The sequence below is a fragment of the Amycolatopsis sp. CB00013 genome (assembly GCF_001905755.1).
GTDB classification, from domain to species: Bacteria; Actinomycetota; Actinomycetes; order Mycobacteriales; family Pseudonocardiaceae; genus Amycolatopsis; species Amycolatopsis japonica.
In genome coordinates this window covers 382,097-394,624 of the sequence record NZ_LIWC01000006.1, presented here as the reverse complement: position 1 = coordinate 394,624, position 12,528 = coordinate 382,097, and the positions used below count along the sequence as shown (strand labels likewise).

Below are 12,528 nucleotides of genomic sequence, written 5' to 3'. Positions count from 1 at the left end.
ATCGCACCATCTGGGGTATGACCGCAACGCTGCGCACCCGAGCCGTCCACGCCGGCCGTGACGATCTCACGGACCTCGGCGTCCACGCCGCTCCGCTCGACCTGTCCACGACCTACCCGTCGCGGGACAGTGTCGAGGAGGCGGGCCGCATCGACGAATTCGCCGCCTCGGGCTCGCTGTCCGGGCTCCCGGTCTACGGGCGGCTGAGCAACCCCACCGTCGAGCGTTTCGAGAAGGCGCTGGCCGAACTCGAAGGGTTCGAGGACGCCGTCGCGTTCGCTACCGGCATGGCCGCGGTTTCGGCCTCGCTGCTCGCGGCCGTCGCCCAGGGCAAGCGGCACGTCGTCGCCGTCCGGCCGGTCTACGGCTGCACCGACCACATGCTGACGTCCGGGCTGCTCGGGACCGAGGTGACCTGGGCCGATCCGGAGGGCGTCGCCTCGGCGCTGCGTCCCGACACCGGGCTGGTGCTGCTCGAAACCCCCGCGAACCCGACCCTGCGCGAGGTCGACATCGCCGAGATCGTGCGCGCCGCGGGCGAGGTCCCGGTGCTGGTCGACAACACCTTCGCGACCCCCGTTCTCCAGCGGCCGGGACGGCACGGCGCCCGGTTCGTCCTGCACAGCGCGACCAAGTTCCTCGGCGGGCACGGCGACGTCATGGGCGGCGTGGTGGCTTGCGGCGCCGAAGACGCGGGGATGCTGCGGCAGATCCGCTTCGCCACCGGAGGCGTGCTGCACCCGCTCGCCGGGTACATGCTGCTTCGCGGCCTCTCGACCCTTCCGCTGCGCGTCAACGCCGCGTCCGCGACGGCCGCCGAACTCGTCGAGCGGCTTCGCGGCCACGCGAACGTGAGCGCCGTGCACTACCCGGCCATCGGTGGTCCGCTGATCGCGTTCGAGGTGGACGGCGATCCGCACGCGCTCATCGGCGCGGTCCGGCTGATCACCCCGGCCGTCAGCCTCGGAAGTGTGGATTCGCTCATCCAGCATCCCGCGTCGATCAGCCACCGGATCGTCGCCGAGGACGACCGGCGCGGCGCGGGGGTCACCGACCGGCTCATCCGCATGTCGGTGGGGCTGGAGGACGTCGAGGACCTGTGGCACGACCTCGATCAAGCACTCAAAGCTTGCTGAGTTCTGCGATCGTCATCACCGGGATGTCGACAAATCGTCCGGCCTGGCTAACCTGGTCGGGTGAAAGATCTGGTCTCGTCCTGGGTGGAATCTTCGGCTCGTAGCACGCTTTCCCGGCTGCACCAGCAGATCGGTGTGGCCGGGCTCGCCGCCGCGGCGGCCGTGCCCGCGCTGTCCGCCGTCTTCGATCAGCACTCCGCCGCGGTGCGCGACATCCTCGCGGTCGGGGTCGAAGGCTCGGCGGCGGTGGCCGGGGTCGTCCTGCTCGCCGGCTACACGCGCGGGCTGCTCGACGAGGCGAAGGCCAAGGGCTGGACGTTCCGTGCTCCGGCCGATCTGACCGCGTGGACCACCAGCGACTGGTTGACCGCGCGGCTGGTCGGCGTTTGTTCGCTGGCCGCCTCGATGGACGACCGGCGGACCCAGCCGACCGGGAACGGGTAGGGCGGCCGGACGCCCCACCCGCTCCCGTGGAAGGTCAGCGGTACTCCGGCGGAGGGGGCATGTTTCCACCGGGGGGCCGCTGGCCGGGATCCTGATGCTGCGGCACCTGACCCTGGCTGGGCGGGAACTGCTGGTGCTGCGTCGGCGCGTTCGGGTTCACGGCGTGATGCCCGGCGGACACCGGCTGGTTGACCGTCGTCCGCTCCGTCGGTACCTCACCCGAGCGGCCCGCGTCCTCGCGACCGCGCTGGTAGGCCTCGGCCTGCGCCTTCGCGGCGGGGATCTCCGCCTCGGCCCGGCCGAGCCAGGTCTCCCAGCGCTGCTGCATCGGCTTGATGAGACCACCGCCGACACCGACGACGGCGATACCGCCGACCGTGGCGAGCACGGCGATCAGCACCGGCATCGTGACCGCGGTGGCCACGCCGATCTGGTTCAGCGCGGCGATCGCACCGAGGCCCCAGATGAACACCGAGGCGATGGTGGCGAGCACCTTGCCGTAGGAGACACCGCCGAGGGCGTTCCCGATCAGATCCTTGACCGCCTTGGCGACCGCGCCGGCGATCACCACGATGACGATCGCGACGATGGCACGCGGCAGCCACGCGACGATGTCGTTGAGCAGCGCGCTCACCGGGTTCGGGCCGAACACGCCGAACGCGAACTGCAGGGCGATCAGCAGGATCGCGTAATAGACGATCTTGCTGATGATGCCGGACGCGTCGAACTGGCTGCGCGCGAGCATCTGTTTGAAGCCCCCGCGTTCGAGGAGCCGGTTGAACCCGACCTTCTCGAGCACCATGCTCACGGCCTTCGAGAGCGCCTTGGCGATCAGCCAGCCGATGAACAGGATGACCAGGAACGCGAGCAGTTTCGGGACGAAGGTGGCGACCGAACTCCAGGCGCTCGACACGCCTTGACCGAAGTCGACGGCCGCCAGTGCTGATGTGGCCACTGGACTTTCTCCCTTCCCACCACTGGAGCTTCCAGACTGGTGGGAAGGGGGTACCCGCCATTCGGGCGATCACACGTTGCGCCACCCGAACGGGTGGGTCAGCTGCAGCAGCCTCCGCCGCAGCAACCGCCTCCACCTGCGGGAACAGGGGCCGGACCGGAAGCGGACCCGGTCAGCGCGACGGTCGTCAGCAGCTTGACGGTGTCCTGGTGGCCCTCGGGACACGGCGCGGGCGCACCGGACTCGCTCATCGGCCGCAGCAGTTCGAAGGTTCCGGCGCATTCGCGGCAGCGGTAGGCGTAGGTCGGCATTCCGTCATTATCCCATCTCCTTCCGGCCGCCGGGATGGCAAGCTGGCCGGGTGGAACTGCCTGTCGCGGCGCACGTGCCGCATCTCGGCCAAGTCGTCCCGTCCGTGCTTTCCGCCCTCGGCGCCGAGGGGTTCGCCAATTCGCTGAGCCTGGCGGAGGCGTCCAGCGCCTGTGTCCTGCTCATCGACGGTCTCGGCTGGGAGCTGCTGGCCGAGCATCCCACCGACGCGCCCGTGCTCACCCAGCTGGCGAAGTCGCCGCTGCGGGTCGGTTTCCCGGCGACGACGGCGGCCGGGCTCGGCGCGATCGGCACGGGGCTGGCGTCGGGGGAACACGGCCTGGTCGGGTACAGCTTCGAGGTGCCGGGCACCGGCGTCCTGAACGCGTTGCGCTGGAGCAGCCACGTGGACGGCGGCGATCTCCGCGGGGCGTTGCCGCCGCGCGAGGTGCAGCCGCTGCCGACGACGTTCGAACGCGCGGCGGCCGCCGGGATCACGACCAGCGTGGTGTCTTCGGCGAAGTTCGCCGACACCGCGCTCACCCGGGCGACACAGTCCGGCGCGCGCTATGTGGGCGTCCACGCGCTCGGTGACCTGGCCGCCTGCGTCCTGCACTGCCTCGAAGCGCGGCCCGCGTTCTGCTGGGGCTATCACAGCGAACTCGACATGCTGGGCCACATCTACGGGCCTGGTTCGGCGCCGTGGCGGATGCAACTGCGGCAGGTCGACCGGCTGGTCGAGTCCCTTGTGGACGGCCTGCCGCCCGGCGCGCTCCTCGCCGTCGTGGCCGACCATGGCATGGTCACCGTCGAGGGCGCGCTCGACATCGACGAGACACCCGCGCTGCTCGGCGGCGTCCGGGCCATCGGCGGCGAGGTCCGGGCGCGGCACGTCTACAGCGAAGCCGGCGCGGATGCCGATGTCCTGGCGGCGTGGCGCGAGGTGATCGGAGACCGGGCGTGGATCCTCCCGCGCGACGAGGCCGTCGAGGCGGGCTGGTTCGGGCCGGTCTCCGATCGGGTCCGCCCGCGTATCGGCGACGTGGTCGTGGCGGCGAAGGGACGCTTCGGGCTCGTGCGAGAACTGGCGGAGGCCGTCGAGTCCTCCTTGGTCGGGCAGCACGGCTCGCTCACGCCGGCCGAGCAACTCGTCCCGTTGGTCCTCGCGCGCGGCTAGCCGCAGAACTCGGCGAACATCGCGCGGAGCACGGCCGAGCGCGCGGTTTCGGAGGTGAGGTTCGTGGTGACGCCGACCGTGATCTGCCTGGCGCCGTCGGAGGTCCGCATGCTCCAGGTGTTGTAGCCGGGCACCGAACCGTTGAAGCCCCAAGCCTCCGGCGCGGCGCAGCCCTGCGGGAGCCGCAGCCGCATGACGCCGAGGCCCGAGTCCACCGCGGGAACGCCGCTGGGCACGGTCTTGCGCATCTCGGCCAGCTGCGCCGCGGGGAAGAGCCGTCCGGTGAACACGGCGCCATAGAACCGGTTCAGATCGTCGGCGGTGGAGATCAGATTCCCGGAACCCCAGAACCGCGACATCTCGTAGTCGGTGACGTCGGTCAGCGGCGCGTCGGGACCGTACAGCCGTTCGTAACCACGGGCGGCCGCGTGATGGACGTGGGGATAGCGGTACGGGAGGGAGCTGTCCCGCATCCCCGCCTTGTCGAGAACCCGGCGCTGCAGCACGGAATTCAGCTCGTCACCGGTGAGCTTTTCGACGAGTTTCCCGAGCACGGCGTAATTGGTGTTGGAGTACACCATGCCCTGGCCGGGTGGGAAGGCCAGCGGTTTGCCCTCGGTCCCCAGCCGGATGGTCTCGTCCGGTGACTGGTGCCGCCAGCGGGTCGTGTCGATCTCCGGGAGGCTGTTCCACCGGTCGGTCGCCGGGATCCCGCTGGTGTGCTGCAGCAACTGGCGCACGGTGATCGGCTCGGTGTAGGGCAGCAGCCCGGGAAGGCGGTCCTGGACGCGGTCGTCGAGGCCGACTTCGCCCTCACCGGCCAGTTGCAGGACGGCGGTGGCGACCACGCTCTTGGTGATGCTGCCCGCCCGGAAACGGCCGCGGGGGTCCGGCGCGCCGCCCGTCGTGACGTCGCCGACGCCGCTCCGGCCGTACCAGCCGCCGTCCTCGTCGAGCACCGCGGCGTACGCGCCGGGCGCACCGGCGGCGACGGCGTCGTCCAGCGCCTTTTGCAGTCCTTCCCTGGCCGGGGCGGCGACGGCCTGGCCGGCCGCGAGTGTTCCGGAGAACAAGGCGGTGCCGGCGGCGATCGCCGCCAAACCGCGAAACAGACGATTCATTGCCCCGACGCTAGGACGCCCCTGGCGCCCGGGCAGCCCCTAAGACCCGGGCTTTTCGTGAACGAACCCCTAGCCGGTCAGACGGGCTTCCTCGCCGAGAACTTCACGGAGCGCTTGGGTACGTGGTCGACCTCGATGTCGGTGAATCCGGCGTCGGTGAGCCGGGGCCAGAGCGAGACCGGGTCGAGCGCGTTCATCGTGTCGCCGAGGTGGAGGAGCCGGAACGGCGCGTTCGCCAGGCTGTCGATCGCGCGCAGGACACCGCCGGGGCGGAGCACGCGGAACGCCTCGGCGAAGATCGAGTCCTGTAACGCCGTCGTCGGCACGTGATGCAGCATCGTGAAGCAGACGACCGCGGAGAACTCGCCGTCCTCGAAGGGCATCGCCGCCCCGTCGCCCTGGACGATCCGCACCCGGCCGTCGAATTCCCGCTTGAGGAGGTCCGCCGACGCCTCGTCGATCTCGACGGCGGTCAACCGGGGGACGAGGCCGACGAGCGCGCGTGTGGTCGCGCCGAAGCCGGGGCCGATCTCCAGGACGGAGTCACCCAGGTCGAAGCCGGCGACGTTGCCCGGCATCTCGGCGGCGACGGCCTTCGCCCACAGCGCGGAACTGCAGAGTTTGCGGTGCACCAGGTTCATCGGCATGCGTTCGAAGCTAACGGTGACCGATAGGCGATAGGCTGCCAACCGATGTCGAATATCGGACTCCTGCCGCCGATGTCCACGGCGATGGTGCTCGGCGAGATGGACCTGCCCGCGGGCACCTGGCTCCCTTGGCACGAACACGACGGCCACCAGCTCGCCTGGGCGGCGCGGGGGATCCTCAGCGTGAACGTCGGCGAGCGGCACTGGGTGCTGCCGCCGACGCGGGCGCTCTGGATCCCGGCCGGGGTCGTCCACCGGACCGGTGCCACCGCGCAGACCGTGTTGCGGGGGATCTACGCCGCCCGGGACCGATGCCCGGTGCGCTGGCCCGAACCGACGCTCGTCGCCGTCCGCCCGTTGCTGCGCGAACTGCTGGAGCACCTCGGCGCGGCCGACCTCGGCGACGACGCGCGCCGCCGGGCCGAGGCGGTCGCGTTCGACCTGCTCGAACCGGTGGACGTCGTGCCGATCACCGTGCCGATGCCGTCCGACGAACGTGCGCTGGCCGTCGCGCGGGCGGTGATCGCCGATCCTGCGGACCGCCGCGCCCTCGCCGATTTCGGCCGGCACGCGGGCGCGAGCGAGCGCACCCTCGCGCGGCTGTTCCTCACCGAGTGCCGCACGACGTTCGGCGCGTGGCGGGTCCAAGCGCGCCTGCGCGCGTCATTGCCGCTGCTGGCCGAGGGCATGCCGCTGACCGCCGTCTCCCGCCGGATCGGCTACTCGTCGCCGAGCGCTTTCGTCGCCGCGTTCCGCCGCGCGGTCGGTGTGACGCCGGGCGCCTACTTCGGCGGCTGACTCCCCGAGTCACGCCTCCGATCACGCATGATCCGGCTTCGATCACGCATGATCGGCCGGACGACACGGGTGATCCGGCGGACGTCATGCGTGATCAGGCGGACGTCATGCGTGATCAGGCGGACGACACGCGTGACGGAAGGCGGACCGGGTGTGACCCTGCGCGCCTACGTCGGCGGCCGGCCGGGCCCGCCGTATACCGTTTCGGGCGTGCCACGACGTAACCGGCCCGAACGCGGTGGGCGCCCCGACCTCGGCGCGTCGACCGGTTGGGCGCGCTCCGAATCCGCCTCCGACGGCGAATGGCTGGTGCGCACCGTGCCCGGCGCGCAGGCCACCAAGGACTACCGCTGTCCCGGTTGCGACCACGAGATCCGGCAGGGGACCCCGCATCTGGTCGCCTGGCCCGCCGACGACACCGGAGGCGTCGCCGACCGCCGCCATTGGCACAAGGCGTGCTGGGGCGCGCGGTCCCGGCGAAGGCCAGGTCGTTGGTGACTCGGCCGCTGGTGAGCTTCAGCGCCGCAGGTGCAGCGAAGGTTCTCCCTCGTACTCCTCCTCCGTGTGGACCGTGAAACCGAGCCGCTCGGCGACCCGGATGGACGGTTCGTTGGACGCCATGATGTTGGCGATCACCGGGACGTCGGGGATCTCCCGCTCGGCCCACTCGACGGCGGCGGCCGCCATCTCCGTCGCGTAGCCCTTGCCCCAGGCGAACGGCCAGAAGCGATACGCGAGGTTCAGCACGCGCTCGCCGTTCCATTCGTGGTACCGGACGCCACCGAACCCGACGATCACCTCGGGTTCGTCCAAAGCGGACACCGTGAGATAGCCGAATCCGTGCTCGGCCCACTGCTTCATCCAGGCGTCGTACAGCTCCCGCGCACCCTCGACGGTGTGCGGCACGACGTTGAACTTGTTCGTCTCCGGATCGGCCTGCAGCGCGACGATGTTCTCGCGGTCCGCCTCGCGCAGCCTCCGCAGCAGCAGCCTCTCCGTCTTGATCTCTGTCAGCACGGATCTGACGGTAGCGCCAGGGTGCGACAGAATTATCGCCATGAACGATCTCCCGCTGGTACTGCTGCACGCCTTCCCCGTCGACGCCCGCATGTGGGACGCGGTCCGCGCGCCGCTCTCGGAACGCCTGCGGCTGATCACCCCCGACCAGCGCGGTCTCGGCCGCAGCCCGCTGCCGGAAACGGCCCGGGAGCCGGATCTGGACGACGCCGCCCGCGACGTGGTCGCGCTGCTCGACCGGCTGGAACTCGACAAGGTCGTCCTCGGCGGCTGCTCGATGGGCGGCTACCTGACGATGGCGGTGCTGCGCCTCGCGCCGGAACGTGTGGGCGGGCTCGTGTTCATCGACACGAAGGCGACCGCTGACACCCCGGAAGCCGCGCAAGCCCGGCACGACGTCGCGGCCCGGGTCGAAACGGAAGGCGCAGGCTGGATGCCCGAAGCGGTCACGCCCGGATTGCTCGCGGAGAAGGCGCGCCCGGAAGTGGTCGAACGGCTTCGGGAACTGATCACGACGCAGCCGCCGTCGGGGATCGCGTGGGCGGCGCGCGCGATGGCGGCCCGGCCCGATTCGCTCGAAACGCTGCGCTCGGCGGACGTTCCGGCGCTGGTCGTGGTCGGCGAAGAGGACGGCCTGACCCCGTTGGAAGCGGCGAACACCCTGGTGGAAACGCTGCCTGACGCGACATTGGTGGTGCTGCCGGAGGCGGGACATCTGACGCCGCTGGAGGATCCGGCCGGAGTCGTCGAAGCGATCTTGGGCTGGTATCCCGCGTAAGAAAAGGTTCCCCTCGCCCCTTTAAAGGTATAGCGGACCCCGGGGCTTGCGGCAAGCCCCCATTCCCGGTCCACAATTCGTGCCTTCACGTTTTTGCCGAAGGGGGATTCCCATGCGTGTACTCCTGTCCACTATCGGGACGAGGGGTGAGGTGCAGCCGCTGGTGGCACTGGCGGTGCGATTGCGGGAACTGGGCCAGGAAGTCCGGCTTTGCGCGCCGCCGGATTTCCGGGAGTGGGCCGAAGGTCTCGGGATCTCCTTCGCGCCGTTGGGGCCGGAACTGCGGTCGACGGCGAAGCCGGATTCCGCGATGACCAAGGCGATGGCCACACCGGAAGGGCGGCGCGCGATGGCCGAGGCCATGGTGGTGAACCAGTTCGAGACGATGCCGGACGTGGCCGAGGGCTGCGACGCCGTCGTCGCGGGAATGGCCTTGAACATCGCCGCCCATTCGGTGGCCGAGCGAAAAGGGATTCCGTATTTCTTCACCGCCTACTGCCCGATAACGCTGCCTTCGCTGCACCATCGTCCGCCCGTTTTCCCGGGATGGGCGCCGAAGAATCCCGACGCCGACATCCCGGCCTTGTGGGCCGACGACGCGGAACGGTGGAACGCGCAATGGGGCGACGTGCTCGACGCGCAGCGGAAACTGCTGGGCCTGCCGCCGGTCGACGACGTGCGCGGGCACATCTTCACCGAGCACCCTTGGCTGGCCGCCGATCCGGTGCTGGCGCCGTGGCGGGGCCCGTCGGCGCTGGACGTCCACCAGACCGGTGCCTGGCTGCTGCCGGACCACAGCCCGCTGTCGCCGGAACTGGAGGCGTTCCTCGACGACGGGGAACCGCCGGTCTACTTCGGATTCGGGAGCATCCGCGCCCCGGAGGAGATCGCGAAGGCGATGATCGAGGCGGCGAGGGCGCACGGACGGCGGGCGATCGTGTTCCGGGGCTGGACCGGACTGGCGCTGATCGACGACGCACCCGACTGCATCGCGATCGGGGACGTCAACCAGCAGGCGCTGTTCCCGCGGGTCGCGGCCGTCGTGCAGCACGGCGGCGCCGGCACGACCACGGCGGCGACCCGGGCCGGGGTGCCGCAGGTGCTGGTGCCGCAGATGTTCGACCAGCCCTACTTCGCGCAGCGCGTGCGGGATCTCGGGGTGGGGACGTCGATCACGGGGGAGCCCTCGGTCGAAGCGCTGACGCTCGCTCTGGGCGAGGTGCTTCGTCCCGAAGTCGCCTCGCGGGCCCGGCAGGTCGGCGGCGAGGTGCGGACGGACGGCGTCGATGAGGCGGCTCGGCTCCTGATGTCCGGCGTTTAGTCCTCTCGATGCGGTACTTGCGCGTGCAACGACCGCATTCAGAGGACTAAACGGGGGAGGAGAAGTAGCGCTCCAGGGCGGCTTCGGCCTCAGGGAGCCGTTCGGGGAACCGTTGCGCGATCACGAACCGCCACGGCACCTCGAACAACCGCCGCAACGCGATGAACGGCTCCAGCGACGAAGGCGCCACGTCCGCCGGGTACGCGTCCAGAGTCGCGCGCCCGGCCTCCGCGCAGAGCACGCCGAGGTCCCAGCCGAGCGGCCCGCGCCAGGTGTCCTCGAAGTCGAGCCAGCACGGCCCGGCCGCGGTCGCGACGACGTTCCCCCGATGGGCGTCTCCGTGCAGCGGCCGGGCCTCGCCGTCCGGAAGTGCCGCCGCGACCCGTTCGAGTTCGTCGTACAACCGGGGCGCCGCATCGCCCATGACGGCGCCGTGCCGGTCGAGCACCGTCCGGAGTTCGCGGACGGGCCCGAGTTCGGGCAGTTCACCGGGGTAGTCTGCGAGCGCGTCGTGCACCCGGGCGAGGGAAAGCGCCACCTCGCGCGGCGGCAGCGTGTGGCCCGGCTCGTGCGGCGTGTAGTGCCAGAGAGTGACCGGCAGTCCGTCGGCGAAATGCGGTCCTGCCGGGGGATCCGTGGTCGGTGAGACGACGAGCACATCACGTTCCGTGAGGTGCCTCGACAGCTCGACGTCACGCGCGAGCCAGTCCTCGGGCGACGACCGGGCGAGCCGGGTCGTGCCGGGCACCCGTGCCACCACCGGACCCAGCCTCACCAGCACGTTCGACTTGAAATGCAGGACATCGGGACGGCCCGTCGGCAGCCCGTACCGGTCACCGACGGCGAGCGCCGCGGCCACTCCCGCACGCGTGTGTTCGTCGGTCATGGCCCGATCTTGCCAGCCGGTGCGCGCGACTGTCGGTAGTGAGGGCTACGATCCCCACTAGCCGCCGGATTGGGTCCCGAACCCGCCCGGCGACCGCAAATTGACCACCACAAGGTTTGAGTGTTGGAGGCAGGAGTGACGGCCGTAGCCCCCAAGCCGATCGCCACGCGCCCGTATCCCGCGCGCGAGTCGGTTAAGGGTTCGTACCTGCTGCGGTTGTTCCGCACGACGGACCACAAGCAAATCGGCATCATGTACCTGGTCACGTCGTTCGCCTTCTTCATGGTGGGCGGCGCGATGGCGATGCTGATCCGCTCCGAGCTGGCGCGTCCCGGGCAGCAGTTCCTTTCGCAGGAGCAGTACAACCAGCTGTTCACCATGCACGGCACGATCATGCTGCTGCTGTACGCGACGCCGATCCTGTTCGGCTTCGCGAACTTCATCCTGCCGCTGCAGATCGGTTCGCCCGACGTCGCGTTCCCGCGGCTGAACGCGTTCTCGTACTGGCTGTACCTGTTCGGCGGCCTGATCGTGATGTCCGGCTTCCTGACCCCGGGTGGCGCCGCCGACTTCGGCTGGTTCGCCTACACCCCGCTGTCGGACGCCATCCACTCGCCCGGCGTCGGCGCCGACCTGTGGATCTCCGGTCTGGTCGTGTCCGGTCTCGGCACCATCCTCGGAGGCGTCAACATGATCACCACGGTGATCTGCCTGCGCGCCCCCGGTATGACGATGTACCGGATGCCGATCTTCACCTGGAACATCCTCGTCACCAGCATCCTGATCCTGCTGGCGTTCCCGATCCTGACCGCGGCCCTGATGGGCCTGCTGGCGGACCGGCATCTCGGGGCGCACGTGTTCGACCCCGCGAACGGCGGCGTGATCCTCTGGCAACACCTGTTCTGGTTCTTCGGCCATCCAGAGGTCTATATCGTCGCGCTACCGTTCTTCGGGATCGTGTCGGAGATCTTCCCGGTCTTCAGCCGCAAGCCGATCTTCGGCTACAAGGGCCTGGTCTGGGCGACGCTGGCGATCGCCGCGCTGTCGGTGGCCGTGTGGGCGCACCACATGTACGCGACCGGCGCCGTGCTGCTGCCGTTCTTCTCCTTCATGACCTTCCTGATCGCGGTCCCGACCGGTGTGAAGTTCTTCAACTGGATCGGCACGATGTGGAAGGGCCAGCTGTCCTTCGAGACGCCGATGATCTTCTCGATGGGCTTCATCGTCACGTTCCTCTTCGGCGGTCTGACCGGCATCATGCTGGCCGCGCCGGCGATCGACTTCCACGTGTCCGACAGCTACTTCGTCGTCGCGCACTTCCACTACGTGCTCTACGGCACGATCGTGTTCGCCACGTTCGCCGGGATCTACTTCTGGTTCCCGAAGATCACCGGCCGCATGATGGACGAGAAGCTCGGCAAGTGGCACTTCTGGACCACGTTCATCGGCTTCCACGCCACGTTCCTGGTGCAGCACTGGCTCGGCGCCGAAGGCATGCCGCGCCGGTACGCGGACTACCTGCAGTCCGACGGGTTCACGACGCTGAACACGATCTCCACGATCGGCGCGTACATCCTCGGTGCCTCGACGCTGCCGTTCATCTGGAACGTCTTCAAGAGCTACCGGTACGGCGAGATCGTCACGGTGGACGACCCGTGGGGCTACGGCAACTCGCTCGAATGGGCGACGTCCTGCCCGCCGCCGCGGCACAACTTCACCGAGCTGCCGCGGATCCGGTCCGAGCGTCCGGCGTTCGAGCTGCACTACCCGCACATGATGGAGCGCATCCACAAGGAGGGTGAGATCGGCTTCTTCGGGAAGCAGAAGGTCAACACCCACCGGGCGCCGTCCCAAGTGCTCACCGAGGCGGCCATGCCGGGTGATCACTCCGAGGACAACTCCAGCGAGAAGTGACCCGATAAGCGGAAACGGCGCGTGC

The 12,528-nt window shown here is 69.7% G+C and carries 14 protein-coding genes; 8 read left to right on the top strand and 6 right to left on the bottom strand.

Annotated elements, in window-relative coordinates; translation table 11 throughout:
* Nucleotides 1-17 precede the first annotated feature (17 nt).
* Both AMK34_RS35375 and AMK34_RS35370 read left to right on the top strand, forming a co-directional pair.
* Nucleotides 18-1,136, top strand: coding sequence for a trans-sulfuration enzyme family protein (locus AMK34_RS35375; protein ID WP_073848255.1), 1,119 nt, complete (start codon nucleotides 18-20; stop codon nucleotides 1,134-1,136).
* Between the two features lie 60 nt (nucleotides 1,137-1,196).
* Nucleotides 1,197-1,580 carry a DUF6401 family natural product biosynthesis protein gene (locus tag AMK34_RS35370; RefSeq protein WP_038508993.1) on the top strand — a complete coding sequence of 128 codons (384 nt, stop codon included), beginning with the start codon at nucleotides 1,197-1,199 and terminating at the stop codon, nucleotides 1,578-1,580.
* Between the two features lie 34 nt (nucleotides 1,581-1,614).
* Here AMK34_RS35370 and AMK34_RS35365 read toward each other — a convergent pair whose 3' ends face one another.
* Together AMK34_RS35365 and AMK34_RS35360 are read right to left on the bottom strand one after the other, a co-directional pair.
* Nucleotides 1,615-2,535, bottom strand: a complete 921-nt coding sequence (locus AMK34_RS35365) for a mechanosensitive ion channel family protein (protein WP_038508995.1) — start codon at nucleotides 2,533-2,535, stop codon at nucleotides 1,615-1,617.
* A 98-nt stretch (nucleotides 2,536-2,633) separates the two neighbouring features.
* A complete protein-coding gene (locus AMK34_RS35360) occupies nucleotides 2,634-2,846 on the bottom strand; it encodes an FmdB family zinc ribbon protein (RefSeq protein ID WP_038508997.1) in 213 nt (70 codons plus the stop codon).
* 50 nt (nucleotides 2,847-2,896) lie between these two features.
* Here AMK34_RS35360 and AMK34_RS35355 point away from each other — a divergent pair, with 50 nt between their 5' ends.
* Complete coding sequence (locus AMK34_RS35355) at nucleotides 2,897-4,021, top strand: alkaline phosphatase family protein (RefSeq protein WP_073848254.1); 1,125 nt, start codon at nucleotides 2,897-2,899, stop codon at nucleotides 4,019-4,021.
* Here the strand turns inward: AMK34_RS35355 and AMK34_RS35350 are convergent.
* Nucleotides 4,018-5,142: a serine hydrolase domain-containing protein gene (locus tag AMK34_RS35350; RefSeq protein ID WP_073848253.1), complete on the bottom strand. Its 1,125-nt coding sequence runs from the start codon at nucleotides 5,140-5,142 to the stop codon at nucleotides 4,018-4,020. The genes AMK34_RS35355 and AMK34_RS35350 overlap by 4 nt on opposite strands.
* 77 nt (nucleotides 5,143-5,219) lie before the next feature.
* Nucleotides 5,220-5,783 (bottom strand): class I SAM-dependent methyltransferase, encoded by a 564-nt coding sequence (locus AMK34_RS35345; RefSeq protein WP_143202727.1) that lies wholly within the window; start codon nucleotides 5,781-5,783, stop codon nucleotides 5,220-5,222.
* A 51-nt stretch (nucleotides 5,784-5,834) separates the two neighbouring features.
* On the opposite strand from AMK34_RS35345, the gene AMK34_RS35340 reads away from it, so the two are divergent.
* Nucleotides 5,835-6,587 (top strand): AraC family transcriptional regulator, encoded by a 753-nt coding sequence (locus tag AMK34_RS35340; protein WP_143202711.1) that lies wholly within the window; start codon nucleotides 5,835-5,837, stop codon nucleotides 6,585-6,587.
* 210 nt (nucleotides 6,588-6,797) lie between these two features.
* Nucleotides 6,798-7,085, top strand: coding sequence for a hypothetical protein (locus AMK34_RS35335; protein WP_038522495.1), 288 nt, complete (start codon nucleotides 6,798-6,800; stop codon nucleotides 7,083-7,085).
* Nucleotides 7,086-7,103: 18 nt separating this feature from the next.
* On the opposite strand, the gene AMK34_RS35330 is transcribed toward AMK34_RS35335, so the two are convergent.
* Nucleotides 7,104-7,646, bottom strand: a complete 543-nt coding sequence (locus tag AMK34_RS35330) for a GNAT family N-acetyltransferase (protein WP_073848252.1) — start codon at nucleotides 7,644-7,646, stop codon at nucleotides 7,104-7,106.
* Here AMK34_RS35330 and AMK34_RS35325 point away from each other — a divergent pair.
* On the top strand, nucleotides 7,645-8,382 hold the full coding sequence (locus AMK34_RS35325) for an alpha/beta fold hydrolase (protein ID WP_073848251.1): 738 nt from the start codon (nucleotides 7,645-7,647) through the stop codon (nucleotides 8,380-8,382). The genes AMK34_RS35330 and AMK34_RS35325 overlap by 2 nt on opposite strands.
* A 112-nt stretch (nucleotides 8,383-8,494) precedes the next feature.
* A complete protein-coding gene (locus AMK34_RS35320) occupies nucleotides 8,495-9,703 on the top strand; it encodes a glycosyltransferase (RefSeq protein ID WP_073848250.1) in 1,209 nt (402 codons plus the stop codon).
* A 46-nt stretch (nucleotides 9,704-9,749) separates the two neighbouring features.
* Here the strand turns inward: AMK34_RS35320 and AMK34_RS35315 are convergent, their stop codons facing one another.
* Nucleotides 9,750-10,589, bottom strand: a complete 840-nt coding sequence (locus AMK34_RS35315; protein WP_073848249.1) for a phosphotransferase — start codon at nucleotides 10,587-10,589, stop codon at nucleotides 9,750-9,752.
* 135 nt (nucleotides 10,590-10,724) lie between these two features.
* Here AMK34_RS35315 and ctaD point away from each other — a divergent pair, with 135 nt between their 5' ends.
* Nucleotides 10,725-12,503, top strand: a complete 1,779-nt coding sequence (ctaD, locus tag AMK34_RS35310; protein ID WP_038509006.1) for an aa3-type cytochrome oxidase subunit I — start codon at nucleotides 10,725-10,727, stop codon at nucleotides 12,501-12,503.
* The last annotated feature ends 25 nt before the right edge of the window (nucleotides 12,504-12,528 follow it).

What these genes read in the sequence shown, in the direction of transcription:
- AMK34_RS35375 (WP_073848255.1), top strand. Translation starts at nt 18, where the DNA reads ATGACCGCAACGCTGCGCACCCGAGCCGTCCACGCCGGCCGTGACGAT.
- AMK34_RS35360 (WP_038508997.1), bottom strand. Translation starts at nt 2,846, where the DNA reads ATGCCGACCTACGCCTACCGCTGCCGCGAATGCGCCGGAACCTTCGAA.
- AMK34_RS35350 (WP_073848253.1), bottom strand. Translation starts at nt 5,142, where the DNA reads ATGAATCGTCTGTTTCGCGGTTTGGCGGCGATCGCCGCCGGCACCGCC.
- AMK34_RS35345 (WP_143202727.1), bottom strand. Translation starts at nt 5,783, where the DNA reads ATGAACCTGGTGCACCGCAAACTCTGCAGTTCCGCGCTGTGGGCGAAG.
- AMK34_RS35340 (WP_143202711.1), top strand. Translation starts at nt 5,835, where the DNA reads ATGTCGAATATCGGACTCCTGCCGCCGATGTCCACGGCGATGGTGCTC.
- AMK34_RS35325 (WP_073848251.1), top strand. Translation starts at nt 7,645, where the DNA reads ATGAACGATCTCCCGCTGGTACTGCTGCACGCCTTCCCCGTCGACGCC.
- AMK34_RS35330 (WP_073848252.1), bottom strand. Translation starts at nt 7,646, where the DNA reads ATGGCGATAATTCTGTCGCACCCTGGCGCTACCGTCAGATCCGTGCTG.
- AMK34_RS35320 (WP_073848250.1), top strand. Translation starts at nt 8,495, where the DNA reads ATGCGTGTACTCCTGTCCACTATCGGGACGAGGGGTGAGGTGCAGCCG.
- AMK34_RS35315 (WP_073848249.1), bottom strand. Translation starts at nt 10,589, where the DNA reads ATGACCGACGAACACACGCGTGCGGGAGTGGCCGCGGCGCTCGCCGTC.